Consider the following 14657-nt stretch of genomic DNA (forward strand, 5'->3'; position numbering starts at 1 on the left):
AAGATCAGGCGCGGTGATAGGGGGTGCCGGCGAGGATTTGCGCGGCGCGGTAGAGCTGTTCGGTCAGCATCACGCGGGCCAGCATGTGCGGCCAGACCATCGGGCCGAAGGACAAGAGCGTATCGGCGCGGGCGCGCAGGTCCGGGGCGAGCCCGTCGGCGCCGCCGATCACGAAGGCCGCCTCGGCCCGGCCGGCATCGCGCCAGCGCGCGAGGAGGGCCGCGAAATCGGGCGAGGAGAGGGTCTTGCCGCGTTCGTCGAGCGCGCAGAGCACGGCGCCGGTGGGCAGGGCGCGGTCGAGCAGGCGCGCCTCGGCCCCCGGGCCGCCGCTCTTGCGGTCGTCCACTTCGGCGAAGGCCAGCGGGCCGAGGCCCAGCGCGCGCCCGGTGCGGTCGAACCGGGTCGCGTAGTCCTGGATCAGGTCGCGCTCGGGGCCGGGTTTCAGCCGGCCCACGGCGCAGACATGGACGCGCATTCAGACCCGGGAGGACGCCGCGCCCGCGGGCAGCCACATCTTTTCGAGCTGGTAGAATTCGCGCACCTCGGGGCGGAACACGTGGACGATGACATCGCCCGCGTCGATCAGCACCCAGTCGCCCTGGTCCTTGCCTTCCAGCTTGGAGCCGCGGCCGAGATCCTGTTTCAGCCGGTCCTTGAGCTTTTCCGAGATCGAGGCGACCTGGCGGGTCGATCGGCCCGAGCAGATCACCATGTAATCGGCCATGCTCGACTTGCCGCGCAGGTCGATGGTGATCACGTCTTCGGCCTTGTCGTCGGAGAGGGAGGCGAGGATGAAGTCGAGCAGTTCCTCGTTCGAAACATCGGGAATGCCGGCTGTCATGGCCGGATTCGGTGCGGCCGTCGCGCTGGCCGCCTCAACTTGGTGAGACAGGACATAGTCCTCCTAAGTTGCGCGCCGTCGATGCCACGGCGCCGGGCATGGCGGCAATGTAACATCGGGAAGGTAAAATCTCAATGATCGCCGCATGTCGCAGGCCCTAGCGGGCCAGCACGAAGCCGATTTCGTTGCGCCGGTTCCAGGGCATGGTGAACGGGTCGTCGTAGAACATCAGCCGCGGTTCGCCGGTGATCGCAATGCCGGTCTGGGCGGCATAGGTGCGGAGGGCCGTTTCAGCCTCGGCCAGCCGTGCCGCGGTGGCGCGGCCCGAGAACCGGCCCACCACCATGCGTTCGGCGGGCAGGCGGCGCAGCGCGACATGGGCGCTGTCGGGGGCGGGCAGGCTGTCGCGGGTGGCGCCCTCGGGCATGAAGAAACGGATCGTCCAGCCCTTGTCGGTCTCGGTCTGGTCCACCGGCACGGTCATCGCGATCTTTCCCCGGGCGGCGTTCTCACCGGTGATGTAGTCGAACAATTCGCCGAAGCCGCGCTGGGCGGCCACGTTCCGCGTGCCCTTGACGGTGACCTCGGCCACGGTGCGGGGCGGGTAGCTGCGGATCTCGATCGCGCCGGCGGCGCGGTCGACGGTATAGGGGACCTGCGAATAGCCGCGGTAGGTGTCGGCCAGCGCCGCGGCGGGCGCGGCGGCGAGGAGAAGGGCGGTCAGAAGGGCGCGCATGGCGATGTCTCCGTAACGATGCGCGAAAGGTGGGGGCGGGGGAACCTGCGTGCAAGCCTAGTCGGGCAGGGGGCCGGTGTGCATCCGGCTGCAGGGCAGCACGCGGACCTCGCGCTGGGGGAAGGGGATCGAGATGCCGTTGTCGCGGAACGCGTCCCACAGCGCCAGGTAGACCGCGCCGCGCACATTGGTCAGCCCCTCGGTCGGGTCGGTGATCCAGAACCGCAGGATGTAGTCCACCGAACTGTCGCCGAAGCCCACGACATGGCAGACCGGCGGGCGCGAGGTCAGCACCCGGCCGACGCCTTTCGCCGCCTCTACCGCGATTTCGCGCACCTTGTGCGGGTCGTCGCCGTAGGAGGTGCCGAAATAGATATCCAGCCGGACGAACTCGTTCGAATGGGACCAGTTGACCACCTGGCTGGTGATCAGGTCCTCGTTCGGGATCAGGTATTCCTTGCCGTCGCGGGTGACGACCGAGACGTAGCGCGCGCCCAGCGCGTTGATCCAGCCGAAGGTGTCGCCCAGGCTGATGACGTCGCCGGGCTTGATCGACTTGTCCAGCAGGATGATGATGCCCGACACGAGGTTCGAGACGACCTTTTGCAGGCCGAAGCCCAGCCCCACGCCGATGGCGCCGGAGAGGAATGCGAGGCCGGTCAGGTCCACCCCCACCGCCTTGAGCCCGATGAACAGCGCCGCGCCGTACAGGGCGACCTGCACGACCTTGACGATCAGCACCTGCATCGAGGGCGAGATGTCCTCGTCGGCGCGGATGCGGGCGGCGGACCCGCGCGAGATCATCCGCGCGCCGGTGAACAGCACGCCGGTGACCACCGCGGCCTTGAGCAGCGTCAGGGCGGACAGGCGTACCTCGCCGAAGGTGACGGCGAGGTTGTCCAGCATCGAGGCGGCCTGGTCGGTCAGGCCCAGGATGTAGAGGGTGACGTAGACCCACAGCCCCCAGGACACCAGCCGGCGCAACAGCGGGTTGCGGACGAACCGGGTCGCCAGCCCCACCAGCAGCCACGCGGTGGCCAGCGTCGCGGCGATGCCGATCAGGTAGCTGCGCGAGGGCCAGGTGATTTCGCGCATCACGAAGGTCAGGGCCCAGGCGGCCAGCACGAACAGGATCAGCCGCATCCGGCGCATCAGGATCAGCGAGGCGCGCAGCCGCCATTTCGGCCAGCCCTCGCGGCCCCGCAGCCAGTCGTGCAGCCGCGGGCGCAGCATCCGCGCGGCCAGTTGCACCATCGCGGCCAGTGCCAGAAGGATGCCGATCTGGTACAGCCGCCAGCCCGGCCGGGTCAGGCTGAGCAGGAACAGGCGGGCCTGTTCGGCAAGGGCCTGCATCTCCTGGAGGATCGGGGTCGGGTCGGTTTCCATCGCGCTCCCTTCGTGGCGGAAGCCTGCGCGCAGATGCGAAACGATACAAGCCCCGGGCGCATGGCGTGGCTTGATGGAATCCCCGTCCGGCGTTATGTGACCGCCATGAAACGCGTCTTCGACATGGACGACCGTGCGCGCCTGCCCTGGCGGTTCTTCGGCGCGGCGCATTCGGTGCTGGCCCGCCTATGAGGCGGATCGCCCCGACGTTTTCCCCATTTTCAGACGACAAGCCGCGGAGAGTTCCATGACCGGCAAGACCCTTTACGACAAGATCTGGGATGCCCACCTGGTCGACCAGGCCGAGGACGGCACCTGCCTTTTGTATATCGACCGCCACCTGGTGCACGAGGTGACCAGCCCGCAAGCCTTTGAAGGGCTGCGGATGTCGGGGCGCAAGGTGCATTCCCCCGACAAGACCATCGCCGTGCCCGACCACAACGTGCCCACCACCGAGGGGCGCGAGAACGTGGCGAACATGACCGAGGAATCGCGCATCCAGGTTCAGGCGCTGGACAAGAACGCCCGCGATTTCGGGATTCACTATTACCCGGTGTCGGATGTGCGCCAGGGCATCGTGCATATCGTCGGCCCCGAACAGGGCTGGACCCTGCCGGGCATGACCGTGGTCTGCGGCGACAGCCACACGGCCACGCATGGGGCGTTCGGCGCACTGGCGCACGGGATCGGGACCAGCGAGGTAGAGCATGTGCTGGCCACCCAGACCCTGATCCAGAAGAAATCGAAGAACATGAAGGTCGAGATCACCGGCAAGCTGGCCCCCGGCGTCACGGCCAAGGACATCACGCTGGCGGTGATCGGCAAGACCGGCACCGCGGGCGGCACGGGTTACGTGATCGAGTATTGCGGCGAGGCGATCCGCGATCTGTCCATGGAAGGCCGGATGACCGTCTGCAACATGGCGATCGAGGGCGGCGCGCGCGCGGGCCTGATCGCGCCGGATGAAAAGACGTTCGAGTACGTCAAGGGCCGGCCCCACGCGCCGAAGGGTGCCCAGTGGGAAGCGGCGCTGGCGTGGTGGAAGACGCTGTATTCCGATGACGATGCCCATTGGGACAAGGTCGTGACGATCGCGGCCGAGGATATCGCGCCCGTGGTGACCTGGGGCACCTCGCCCGAGGACGTGCTGCCGATCACCGGCACCGTCCCCGCGCCCGAGGATTTCGCCGGCGGCAAGGTCGACGCCGCGCGCCGGTCGCTGGACTACATGGGTCTGGAACCGGGCATGGCCCTGACCGACATCAAGGTGGACGCGGTGTTCATCGGGTCCTGCACCAATGGCCGGATCGAGGATCTGCGCGCCGCGGCCGCGATCCTGAAGGGCAAGAAACTGGCGCCGGGCGTGCGCGGCATGGTGGTGCCGGGGTCCGGCCTGGTGCGGGCGCAGGCCGAGGAAGAGGGGCTGGACGTCATCTTCAAGGAGGCGGGTTTCGAATGGCGGCTTGCGGGCTGTTCGATGTGCTTGGGCATGAACCCCGACCAGCTGGCCCCCGGCGAGCGCTGCGCGGCGACCTCGAATCGCAACTTCGAGGGCCGCATGGGCCGCGGCGGGCGCACCCACCTGATGAGCCCGGTGATGGCCGCGGCGGCCGCGGTCACGGGGCACCTGACGGATGTGCGCGAGCTGACCTGAGGGGCGTCGCCAGCCCCCTTCATTGAACGTATTGGCCTGCGGTCCCGGGGCCGACATCGTCGCGACGGTGTCGGCCCCGGTACCGCTGCTTTCTTGGCGCGACTTCGGCGGGCTATCCGAAAGGATATGCGCCGCCGAAATAGTTGAATTCCAGTAACGATCTGTTAACCTGTCGACAGACGGCGTTCGATTTCCAATCGCCATCTGTATGTATGCCATTTGTGTATGGTCTAATTTTTGGGGGAAGTACTATGAACAAGATCAAGGGGTTTGCCGCTGCGTTGGTGGTGTCCAGCGCTGCAGTTACGGCAAATGCCGCGCCCGTGGACGTGGACATCATGTTCGTCATCGACCAGAGCGGGTCGATGAGCAACGAGTTCAGCACGCTTTCGGCGAATATCTCGACCTTCGTGAACGGCCTTGCCGGCAGCGCGGATGTCAGTTCGGTCGGCATCGGCCTTGTCACCTACGAAGAGGCGTCGCTGGGCGTCGGCAACGCGGGCTGCTCGAGCGATCCGAACGAGCCCTGCCTGCGCCTGTGGAACCCGATTTCGACGTCGGCGGACCTGACCTCGCTGCAGTCCTCGCTCAGCACCGCGGCGGCCAACGTGTTCGGTGGCACCGAGGACACGGCGCATGCGATCGGCTCGGTTCTGCCGGGCGGTGCGCTGTTCCAAGCGGCCGGGTGGCGCAACAACACGGTGAAGTCGGTCGTCACGATCACCGACGAATCCGGCAACAACCTGAGTTCGTACAGCTATGGCGGCCTGACGGGTTATGCGGCCATCGGCAAGCAGCTGGACGATGCGCAGTACCTGAACAACATCATCACCAACACCGGCCTGTTCGGCACGTTCGAGCCGGCGTCGCGCCCGTTCGACGCGGACCCGGCGGTCTACCAGGCGCTGTTCGACCTGAACCAGTTCACGGGGTCGAATGCCGATCCCGCGGCCTTCCTGACGCAGTTCGCGGCGGCCAAGCTGGGTGAAATCACGACCGGCGGCACGACCACCGGCGGCAGCAACGTGGTTCCGCTTCCGGCGGCTGGCTGGCTGCTTCTGGCCGGTCTGGGCGGTATGGGCGTCGTGGGGCGTCGCCGCAAGACGGCCTGATCCGTCAACGCGGGTCATCACCGCTAGATACTTGTCAGGGATGCCCGGCCGTCATGACGGCCGGGCATTCGCCTTTTGATGCACCGCCCAAGGGCCCGACCGTTTGGTTTCATTGGGGAAAGGGGCGCAGGTGCACGCGCCCTGTCTTGCGGCGATCTGTCGGGCCCCTGGTTTATTACGATTTCCGCAACCGAAAAGCGTGCCTATCCGATTTCCCGAAAACGTGGTACTGTACCGGAATTGAACGAGTGCCCTGGTGAGTCACAGACAACCGTTGTGAGGAGGGGACGGAAAATGATGTCGAAATTCAAGGCGGCGACGGCCGCGGCGGCCATCACGGCAGCCGCCTTTGTCGCGCAGGGCGCGAGTGCCGCAAGCTTCTACGTGGACAACGTGGTTGGAACCTGGACGAATGTGCAACCGGGTAGCGCCACGAACCTGAACAATGTCTCGGGGGATCCCGCAACGCTGTCCTGGGGCAACCCGGCGGCGGGTGCGACCGGACAAAGCCAGTATATTTTCAACGCGAATTCGCCGTCCGGTCCGTGGGCGGAAGGCGCGCTGATCGATTTCGGCCAGTTCACGCACAACAACCAGCCGATCACCGGAACCTCGATCACCTCGGCGGACCTGGAATTCGCCTTCCAGGTGGATGACGTGGCGCCGATCACGGCCAGTTCGCCCCTGGCCGGGCTGACGCTGTCGTTCACGCATAACGAGACGCCGAATGTCGGCGGCGGCAATTGCTGCAACGACGAGGTGACGGCCACGATCAGTTCCGGCGGCGGTTCGTTCACGCTGGGCAGTCTGGTGTACACCTTCAGCGTGCTCGGCTTCAGCCAGGATGGGGGCAGCAGTTTCGTCAGTTCGTTCTCCACGGTGGAGGGCCAGCCGAACACCGCGAACCTTTACGGCAAGTATTCGGTCGCGCCGGTGCCGCTTCCGGCGGCGGCGTGGATGCTGATTGCCGGCCTTGGCGGGCTGGGCGTGATGGCGCGGCGTCGCAAGGCGGGCTGACCCCGCCGCGGACGGACCAGGACCTGGCGGGCGGCCCACGGGCCGCCCGTACCCGTTCCGGGGCTGGTGTTTTTCGCGGCGATGGGGCAGAACGCGATCAACATAGGGACTGTCGCACGAAGGGTTGCCAGATGGAAAAGTTCACCAAGCTGACCGGGATCGCCGCGCCGCTGCCGCTGGTCAATGTCGATACCGACATGATCATCCCGAAACAGTTCCTCAAGACGATCAAGCGCGAGGGGCTGGGCGTGAACCTGTTCGACGAGATGCGCTATGATCAGGACGGCAACGAGAACCCCGATTTCGTGCTGAACCAGCCGGCCTGGCGCGAGGCGGAAATCCTGGTGGCGGGCGACAATTTCGGCTGTGGCTCGTCGCGCGAACATGCGCCCTGGGCGATCAAGGATTTCGGCATCCGCTGCGTGATCGCGCCCAGCTTTGCCGACATCTTCTTCAACAACTGTTTCAAGAACGGCATCCTGCCGATCGTGCTGCCGCAGGAGCAGGTCGACATCCTGATGAAGGATGCCGAGAAGGGCGCGAACGCGCGGATGACGGTGGACCTGGAAAACCAGGTCATCACCACGTCGGACGGCGAAGAGATCGCCTTTAACGTCGATCCGTTCCGCAAGCATTGCCTGCTGGAAGGTCTGGACGATATCGGGCTGACGCTGGAAAAGGCCCCCGCGATCGCAGATTACGAGTCGCGCATGGCGCAGACCCGTCCCTGGATCTGATCGGGCGGGGCTCGCTTTAGCGTCGGGTTTCTGAAAAACCGCAACATGTTGGGCCGTCCTTCGGGGCGGCCCTTTTTTGTACCTCGAATGATGCATTGTCGCGACAGTTCTTTCACGAAAATGCCCCAATTGAATCGTTAAGGTTAACAATGTCTTGTCAGACGAAACGCATCTGGTCAGAAATGGGGCGAAGATATGGCGGGCCGCCGGAATGAGCGGAAAGTCACCGTAAAAGAGGCGCGGATCTTTACCGCGCCCACACGATGCGAGGGGCAGGGGCAGTGATCGCGCGAGTAACCGGCGCCATGGTGCGCGCATGTCTAGTGGTGTTGATGATATCGACGCCATCGTTGCTGTTGCCCGATGTGCCGGGAGACGTGACCCAGATCGTCGTGCTGCTGTGCATCTTCGCCGCCGGGCTGACCATCTTCGAATATTCCGCAACCTATCCGGGCCTTGTCGAGTTCCGCCACGCGCCGCCGTTCAACCGGATCCGGTTCGCGGCGATGTTCCTGACGGTGCTGGTTCTGACACTGATCTGCCGGGGCGAGTTGCGGCCCACCGCGCTGACCGAGTTCGCCCAGGCCGTGGGCGCGGTGATCGCGGAGGCGATCGACTTTCCCTACAGCCCGGTTCGGCTGTTCTCGCTGCTGCTGCCGCCCGATGCCGAACCCTGGCTGATCAAGCTGGTGTCCAGCGCCGCGGGCATGGCCTATCTGATCTCGCTGCTGGCGCTTGCGGTGTTCACGCTGATGACGCGGGTGAACAACTGGCCCTTTCGGAACGGCACGTTCAACGTCTGGGTCAACCTGCCCACCTTCGACCCGACGGCCGGCGGCGACGTGGTGGAACGGCTGTCGCGCGACGCGCGGTTCAACGTGGCGCTGGGCTTTGTGCTGCCTTTCCTGATACCTGTCATCATCAAGGCGTCGACGACGCTGTTCGATCCGTTCTCGCTGGAGCATCCGCAAACCCTGATCTGGACGGTCTCTGCATGGGCCCTGCTTCCCGCCAGCCTTTTCATGCGCGGCATCGCGATCGGCCGCGTCGCCGAGATGATCCGCGAACAACGCCGCCGCGCCGAGCCGGACGAAGAACCGGGTCTTTTGGCGGCCTGATCGCGCTGCTGCTGGCGCTGGCCGCGGGGGCGGCGGCGGCGACAGAGCTGCGGGTGGCCACCTATAACGCCGAGCTGTCGCGCAAGGGGCCGGGGCTATTGCTGGCCGATATCGCGGGCGGCGAGGATGCGCAGGTCGCCGCGGTGGTCGAGGTGATCGCCGCCGCCCGGCCCGATATCCTGCTGTTGCAGGGGGTGGATTACGACATGGGCGGGCTGGCCATGGCGGCGCTGGCCGACCGGTTGCGGGCGCGCGACCTGGATTACCCGCATCTTTTCGCGCTGAAGCCGAATACCGGGCTGCGCACCGGCCTGGACCTGGACGGCGACGGGCGGACGGGCGGGCCGCGCGACGCGCAGGGGTTCGGCTATTTCCCCGGGCAGGACGGCATGGCGGTGCTGTCGCGTTACCCGGTGGTGGGGGGCGCGGCGCGCGATTTCTCGGCCCTGTTATGGGCCGATCTGCCGGGCGCGACGCTGCCGGCGGTGGACGGGCGCCCCTTCCCCTCGGCCGAGGCGCAGGCGGTGCAGCGGCTGTCGACCACCGGGCATTGGGTGGTGCCGGTGCAGGTGGGCGAGGTGGTGATCCGGCTGCTGGCCTTTCACGCGACGCCGCCGGTGTTCGACGGGCCGGAGGATCGCAACGGGCTGCGGAACCGGGACGAGCTGCGGTTGTGGTCGCTGTATCTCGACGGGGCGCTGCCGGGGGTGCCGGCCCCCGACGGCCCGTTCGTGGTGCTGGGCGATGCCAACCTGGACCCTGCCGACGGTGATGGGCGCAGCGCGGCGATGGCGGCGTTCCTGGCCGACCCGCGCCTGACCGACCCCGCACCGCGATCGGCGGGCGGCGTGGTGGCGGCCGAAACCCAGGGCGGGGCCAACGCCACCCAGCGCGGCGACCCGGGGCTGGATACCGCCGACTGGGACGACGCCGAACCGGGCGATCCCGGCAACCTGCGGGTGGATTACGTGCTGCCCTCGGCGGGGCTGCGCGTCACCGGCGCGGGGGTCCTTTGGCCCGCCGAGGGGCCGCTGGCCGACACCGTCGCGGCGGCCTCGCGCCATCGGCTTGTGTGGGTCGACCTCCGGCTGCCTTGACCCGGACGGGGCCAGCGGCTAGGCCCCATGCCGACCCTTCAGGACAAGGACCGCCCGACATGACGAACACCCTTCTGATCCTGCCCGGCGACGGCATCGGCCCCGAGGTGATGGCCGAGGTTTCCCGCATCATCGACTGGTTCGGGGACAAGCGCGGGCTGAAATTCGACGTTTCCGAGGACCTGGTGGGCGGCGCGGCCTATGACGTCCACGGCGTGCCGCTGGCGGATGCCACGATGGCCAGGGCGCAAGAGGTCGACGCGGTGCTGCTGGGTGCGGTCGGCGGGCCGAAATACGACAACCTCGATTTCAGCGTGAAGCCCGAGCGCGGCCTGTTGCGCCTGCGCAAGGAGATGGACCTGTTCGCCAACCTGCGCCCCGCGCAATGTTTCGACGCGCTGGCCGATTTCAGTTCGCTGAAACGCGACGTGGTGGCCGGGCTGGACATCATGATCGTGCGCGAACTGACCAGCGGTATCTATTTCGGCGAGCCGCGCGGCATTTTCGAAGAGAACGGCGAGCGGGTGGGGATCAACACCCAGCGCTATACCGAATCGGAAATCGACCGGGTGGCGCGGTCGGCCTTTGAACTGGCGCGCAAGCGGGGCAACAAGGTCTGCTCGATGGAGAAGGCCAACGTGATGGAATCGGGCATCCTGTGGCGCGAGGTGGTGCAGCGCGTCCACGACGCGGATTACCCGGACGTGGAACTGTCGCACATGTATGCCGATGCGGGCGGCATGCAGCTGTGCCGCTGGCCCAAGCAGTTCGACGTGATCGTGACCGACAACCTGTTCGGCGACCTGTTGTCGGACGTGGCCGCGATGCTGACCGGATCGCTGGGGATGCTGCCCTCGGCCAGCCTGGGCGCGCCGATGGCGAACGGCCGGCCCAAGGCGCTGTATGAACCGGTGCACGGCTCGGCCCCCGACATCGCGGGGCAGGGCAAGGCCAACCCGATCGCCTGTATCCTGAGCTTCGCCATGGCGCTGCGCTATTCCTTCGACCAGGGCGAGGAGGCGACGCGGCTGGAACAGGCGGTGGAAAAGGTGCTGGCCGATGGCGTGCGCACCGCCGACCTGATGCAGTCCGAGGGCACCACGCCCGCCAGCACCGCGCAGATGGGCGACGCGATCCTCGCCGCCCTCGACGCCAGCCTGTGACCCGGGCGCGGCGCGCCGGGGGTTGCCAGCGCGCCGCGAAACCGAAAGGCTGAAGCCGTCCGCCATCCGCGAGCAGGTGCCATGATCTCTGCCAATCTCAGGGGTGCGGGGCTTGCGCTGGCGGGCTTCGCCGTGTTCTCGCTCCACGATGCCGTCGTCAAGGCGCTGGGCGCCCATTACGACGCGGTGCAGATCGTGTTCTTCAGCGTTCTGCTGGGCTTTCCGCTGGTGCTGCTGATGCTGATCCGCGAGCGCGACGGCAGCCTGCGCCCGCGCCGCCCCGGCTGGACCGCGCTGCGCACGGGGGCGGTGATGGCGACGATGCTGAGCGCGTTCTACGCCTTTTCCACCATCCCGCTGGCGCAGGCCTATGCGATCATCTTCGCCACGCCGCTGATCATCACCGCGCTGTCGGTGCCGATTCTCGGCGAGCGGGTCGGCCCGCGGCGCTGGAGCGCGGTGCTTCTGGGGCTGATCGGGGTGCTGATCGTGCTGCGCCCCGGGGCCGAGGCCGGGCTGGGCCTGGGCCATCTTGCCGCGCTGGTGGCCGCCGGGGCGGGCGCGCTGGTGGCGGTCATCATGCGCAAGATCGGCAACGAGGAACGCAGCGCCGTTCTGCTGCTGTACCCGATGCTGGCCAATGCCGCGGCGATGGGGTGTCTGCTGCCCTTCGTCTATCGCCCGATGCCGCTGGAACACCTGGGCGGCATGGGGCTGGTGGCGCTGGGCGCGCTGGGGGGCATGCTGTTGATGATCGCGGCCTATCGCGCGGCCGAGGCGGTGGTCGTGGCGCCGATGCAGTATTCGCAGATGCTGTGGGCGATCCTTCTTGGCGTCGTCCTGTTCGACGAGGTGCCGGACGCGATGACGCTTCTGGGGTCGGCGGTGATCGCGGCCAGCGGGCTGTTCGTGTTCCTGCGCGAGGGTCGGCCGCGGGTCTCGGCCACGCAGCCCGCGCTCTATGCCGCGGACCGCCCCGGACTGGCCCCCGAGGGCGCGCCGATCGAGGCCGCACCCGATATCCCCGGACCGCAGGATTGACCCTTGCCAAAGCAGTCGGCGCACGGTAATCCGCCTGCCACGGTCGGAGTGTAGCTCAGCCTGGTAGAGCACTGTCTTCGGGAGGCAGGGGCCGGAGGTTCGAATCCTCTCACTCCGACCAATTTTCCCAACGCCTTGAATGACCCCTGCGAAAGCGCCCGTGCCGATGGCGGGCGCCTTTGGGGCGTGTCGTGGCCGCATGCGGCCTGTGCGCGGGTCATGGCCTGCGGCGGGAACGGGGGGCGTGCAAAAGCCCGTGTGGCACGCCCGCGCCGCCGCTTTCGACGGTGGCGTTTGACCGGGGCATTTGCGGCGCGATGCCGGGCCAGTCGATTCGGCGCCGGCGCCTGGGCGGTGTCTGTACCACGATCCCCCGGCGCCGGGCGCGCTATTCCTTGCGGGTCATGGCCGCCCGCAGGGCCGCCCCCAGCGCGCCCTGGGCGGGGGCCTCGGCGCGGGGTTTCTTGCCGCGTTGCGCGGGACCGTTGCGCGTGGCCGGGCCGGTGGCGGGTTTCTTCTGGCCGCCGCCGCCGTCCTTGCGCATCGACAGGCCGATGCGCTTGCGGGGGATGTCGACCTCGACCACCCGCACCTTGACCACGTCGCCCGCCTTGACCACCTCGTGGGGGTCTTTCACGAACCGGTCGGCCAGCTGGCTGACATGGACCAGCCCGTCCTGGTGCACGCCGATATCGACGAAGGCACCGAAGGCGGCCACGTTGGTCACCGTGCCCTCCAGCAGCATGCCGGGTTTCAGGTCCTTGATGTCCTCGACCCCGTCGGCAAAGGCCGCGGTCTTGAAGCTGGGGCGCGGGTCGCGGCCGGGTTTTTCCAGTTCGGCCAGGATGTCGCGCACGGTGGGCAGGCCAAAGGTGTCGTCGACGAAATCCTCGGCGCGCAGGCCTTTCAGCGCGGCGCCGTTGCCCATGATCTGGCGCAGGTCGCGCCCGCAGGCGGCGACGATCCGGCGCGCCACGCCATAGGCCTCGGGGTGGACGGACGAGGCGTCCAGCGGCTCGGCCCCGTCCCGGATGCGCAGGAAGCCCGCCGCCTGTTCGAACGCCTTGGGGCCAAGGCCCGCCACATCCAGCAGCGCCTTGCGCGAGGCGAAGGCGCCCGCCGCGTCGCGATGCGCCACGATGGCCTCGGCCAGCCGGGGACCCAGCCCCGCGACATGGGCCAGCAGCGGTGCCGAGGCGGTGTTCAGATCGACGCCCACGGCGTTCACCGCGTCCTCGACCACGGCCTCCAGCGTCTGGGCCAGGCGGCGCTGGTCGACGTCGTGCTGGTACTGGCCGACGCCGATGGATTTCGGTTCGATCTTGACCAGTTCGGCCAGCGGGTCCTGCAGCCGCCGGGCAATCGACACGGCGCCGCGCAGGCTGACGTCGAGATCGGGGAATTCGCGCGCTGCCAGTTCCGAGGCCGAATAGACCGACGCCCCGGCCTCGGAGACAACCACCCGGGTCGGCCGGGCGAAGCCCGCGGGCAACAGGCCCAGCGTGTCGGCCACCAGGCGTTCGGTTTCGCGGCTGGCGGTGCCGTTGCCGATGGCGACCAGCTCGACGCCGTGGCGGCGGATCATCTCGACGATCGCGGCCTGGGCGCCGCGCAGGTCGTTTTTCGGCTGAAAGGGGTAGAGCGTGGCGGTTTCGACCAGCTTGCCGGTGGCATCCACCACCGCGGCCTTGACGCCCGTGCGGATGCCGGGATCCAGCCCCAGCGTGGGCCGCGGCCCGGCGGGCGCGGCCAGCAGCAAATCCTTCAGGTTCCGGGCAAAGACCTGGATCGCCTCTTCGTGGGCGCGGCGGCGCAGTTCGCCCAGCAGGTCCATGTACATCGACAGGCTGAGCTTGACGCGCCAGGTCCAGCCGGCGGCCTCGCGCAGCCAGGCATCGCCGGGGCCCTCGCCGGAAATGCCGATCTCGGCGGCGATCATACCGATGGCGCGGGGCACCCCGGTTTCGGCGTCGGGGGCGATCTCGATGGTCACCACCTCTTCCCTGGAGGCGCGCAGGATCGCCAGCGCGCGGTGCGCGGGAATGTCGGCCCATTTCTCGCGGTGGTCGAAATAGTCCGAGAACTTGGCGCCGGCCTCTTCCTTGCCGGGCACCACGCGGGCGGCGATGACCGCCTCGGCGCGCATGAAATCGCGCAGCCGGCCCAACAGGGCGGCGTTCTCGGCCAGGTCCTCGACCAGGATATCGCGCGCGCCGGCCAGCGCGTCCTTTTCGGTGGGCACCGCCTCGGACAGATAGCCCGCGGCCAGCGCCTGGGGATCGGCCGCGCGGTCGTCGAGGATCGCGCGCAGCAGCGGTTCCAGCCCGTTTTCGCGGGCGATCATCGCCTTGGTGCGGCGCTTGGGCTTGAACGGCAGGTAGATGTCTTCCAGCGCGGCCTTGGTTTCGGCGCCCGCGATGGCGCGGGCCAGCGCGTCGGTCAGCTTGCCCTGCTCCTTGATCGAGTTCAGGATCGTGGCGCGCCGGGCCTCCATCTCGCGCAGATAGGCCAGCCGGTCCGCCAGAAGCCGCAGTTGCGTGTCGTCCAGCCCGCCCGTGACCTCCTTGCGATAGCGGGCGACGAAGGGCACCGTGGCGCCTTCGTCCAGCAGGCCGACGGCGGCGGCGACCTGGCCGGGCGCGGCCCCGATCTCGGTGGCGATGGTGCGGTGAATGCGGGTTTCGGCGGTGGTCACGGGATGGGTCCTCGATCTGGGCGGACTGCCTTGTTAGCCGGTGCCGCACAGCCCGCCAAG

At 67.9% G+C, this 14657-nt stretch carries 14 protein-coding genes and 1 tRNA gene; 10 read left to right on the forward strand and 5 right to left on the reverse strand.

Annotated features, from left to right (window positions below):
- Positions 1-4: 4 nt before the first annotated feature.
- The 4 genes from rlmH to EV662_RS17030 form a co-directional block, all read right to left on the reverse strand.
- On the reverse strand, positions 5-475 hold the full coding sequence (gene rlmH / locus EV662_RS17015; protein WP_132465244.1) for a 23S rRNA (pseudouridine(1915)-N(3))-methyltransferase RlmH: 471 nt from the start codon (positions 473-475) through the stop codon (positions 5-7).
- Entirely contained in the window at positions 476-841 is a 366-nt protein-coding gene (gene rsfS / locus EV662_RS17020; RefSeq protein WP_132465246.1) for a ribosome silencing factor, read from the reverse strand. It lies immediately after the preceding gene.
- Positions 842-998: 157 nt separating this feature from the next.
- On the reverse strand, positions 999-1577 hold the full coding sequence (locus EV662_RS17025; protein ID WP_132465249.1) for an SOUL family heme-binding protein: 579 nt from the start codon (positions 1575-1577) through the stop codon (positions 999-1001).
- Positions 1578-1634: 57 nt separating this feature from the next.
- Positions 1635-2963, reverse strand: coding sequence for a mechanosensitive ion channel family protein (locus EV662_RS17030; RefSeq protein ID WP_132465252.1), 1329 nt, complete (start codon positions 2961-2963; stop codon positions 1635-1637).
- 60 nt (positions 2964-3023) lie between these two features.
- On the opposite strand from EV662_RS17030, the gene EV662_RS19755 reads away from it, so the two are divergent.
- The 10 genes from EV662_RS19755 (at position 3024) to EV662_RS17080 (ending at position 12023) form a co-directional block, all read left to right on the forward strand.
- Positions 3024-3155 carry an isopropylmalate isomerase gene (locus tag EV662_RS19755; RefSeq protein ID WP_207903642.1) on the forward strand — a complete coding sequence of 44 codons (132 nt, stop codon included), beginning with the start codon at positions 3024-3026 and terminating at the stop codon, positions 3153-3155.
- Between the two features lie 55 nt (positions 3156-3210).
- On the forward strand, positions 3211-4617 hold the full coding sequence (leuC, locus tag EV662_RS17040; protein ID WP_132465255.1) for a 3-isopropylmalate dehydratase large subunit: 1407 nt from the start codon (positions 3211-3213) through the stop codon (positions 4615-4617).
- Between the two features lie 251 nt (positions 4618-4868).
- The gene (locus EV662_RS17045) at positions 4869-5729 is read left to right on the forward strand and encodes a vWA domain-containing protein (protein WP_165915641.1); all 861 of its coding nucleotides are present in this window, start codon (positions 4869-4871) and stop codon (positions 5727-5729) included.
- A gap of 297 nt (positions 5730-6026) precedes the next feature.
- On the forward strand, positions 6027-6746 hold the full coding sequence (locus EV662_RS17050; protein ID WP_165915642.1) for a THxN family PEP-CTERM protein: 720 nt from the start codon (positions 6027-6029) through the stop codon (positions 6744-6746).
- A 131-nt stretch (positions 6747-6877) separates the two neighbouring features.
- Positions 6878-7483, forward strand: coding sequence for a 3-isopropylmalate dehydratase small subunit (leuD, locus tag EV662_RS17055; RefSeq protein ID WP_132465264.1), 606 nt, complete (start codon positions 6878-6880; stop codon positions 7481-7483).
- Positions 7484-7815: 332 nt separating this feature from the next.
- The gene (locus tag EV662_RS17060; protein WP_243695887.1) at positions 7816-8601 is read left to right on the forward strand and encodes a hypothetical protein; all 786 of its coding nucleotides are present in this window, start codon (positions 7816-7818) and stop codon (positions 8599-8601) included.
- A 53-nt stretch (positions 8602-8654) separates the two neighbouring features.
- Positions 8655-9698: an endonuclease/exonuclease/phosphatase family protein gene (locus tag EV662_RS17065; RefSeq protein WP_165915638.1), complete on the forward strand. Its 1044-nt coding sequence runs from the start codon at positions 8655-8657 to the stop codon at positions 9696-9698.
- Between the two features lie 59 nt (positions 9699-9757).
- Positions 9758-10861 (forward strand): 3-isopropylmalate dehydrogenase, encoded by a 1104-nt coding sequence (leuB, locus tag EV662_RS17070; protein WP_132465273.1) that lies wholly within the window; start codon positions 9758-9760, stop codon positions 10859-10861.
- 81 nt (positions 10862-10942) lie between these two features.
- A complete protein-coding gene (locus EV662_RS17075) occupies positions 10943-11902 on the forward strand; it encodes a DMT family transporter (protein WP_243695888.1) in 960 nt (319 codons plus the stop codon).
- Between the two features lie 44 nt (positions 11903-11946).
- Positions 11947-12023: transfer RNA gene (locus tag EV662_RS17080), tRNA-Pro, on the forward strand.
- 267 nt (positions 12024-12290) lie between these two features.
- On the opposite strand, the gene EV662_RS17085 is transcribed toward EV662_RS17080, so the two are convergent.
- Positions 12291-14597: a Tex family protein gene (locus tag EV662_RS17085; RefSeq protein WP_132465276.1), complete on the reverse strand. Its 2307-nt coding sequence runs from the start codon at positions 14595-14597 to the stop codon at positions 12291-12293.
- Between the last annotated feature and the right edge of the window lie 60 nt (positions 14598-14657).

It is taken from the genome of Rhodovulum marinum (genome assembly GCF_004343075.1).
Lineage (GTDB): Bacteria > Pseudomonadota > Alphaproteobacteria > Rhodobacterales > Rhodobacteraceae > Rhodovulum > Rhodovulum marinum.

Bases quoted from the DNA above. Each gene is read 5' to 3' on its own strand.
- EV662_RS17030 (WP_132465252.1), bottom strand. From the start codon at position 2,963: ATGGAAACCGACCCGACCCCGATCCTCCAGGAGATGCAGGCCCTTGCC.
- EV662_RS17060 (WP_243695887.1), top strand. From the start codon at position 7,816: ATGATATCGACGCCATCGTTGCTGTTGCCCGATGTGCCGGGAGACGTG.
- EV662_RS19755 (WP_207903642.1), top strand. From the start codon at position 3,024: ATGGCGTGGCTTGATGGAATCCCCGTCCGGCGTTATGTGACCGCCATG.
- EV662_RS17025 (WP_132465249.1), bottom strand. From the start codon at position 1,577: ATGCGCGCCCTTCTGACCGCCCTTCTCCTCGCCGCCGCGCCCGCCGCG.
- leuC (WP_132465255.1), top strand. From the start codon at position 3,211: ATGACCGGCAAGACCCTTTACGACAAGATCTGGGATGCCCACCTGGTC.
- rlmH (WP_132465244.1), bottom strand. From the start codon at position 475: ATGCGCGTCCATGTCTGCGCCGTGGGCCGGCTGAAACCCGGCCCCGAG.
- EV662_RS17075 (WP_243695888.1), top strand. From the start codon at position 10,943: ATGATCTCTGCCAATCTCAGGGGTGCGGGGCTTGCGCTGGCGGGCTTC.
- rsfS (WP_132465246.1), bottom strand. From the start codon at position 841: ATGACAGCCGGCATTCCCGATGTTTCGAACGAGGAACTGCTCGACTTC.
- EV662_RS17050 (WP_165915642.1), top strand. From the start codon at position 6,027: ATGTCGAAATTCAAGGCGGCGACGGCCGCGGCGGCCATCACGGCAGCC.
- leuB (WP_132465273.1), top strand. From the start codon at position 9,758: ATGACGAACACCCTTCTGATCCTGCCCGGCGACGGCATCGGCCCCGAG.
- EV662_RS17045 (WP_165915641.1), top strand. From the start codon at position 4,869: ATGAACAAGATCAAGGGGTTTGCCGCTGCGTTGGTGGTGTCCAGCGCT.
- leuD (WP_132465264.1), top strand. From the start codon at position 6,878: ATGGAAAAGTTCACCAAGCTGACCGGGATCGCCGCGCCGCTGCCGCTG.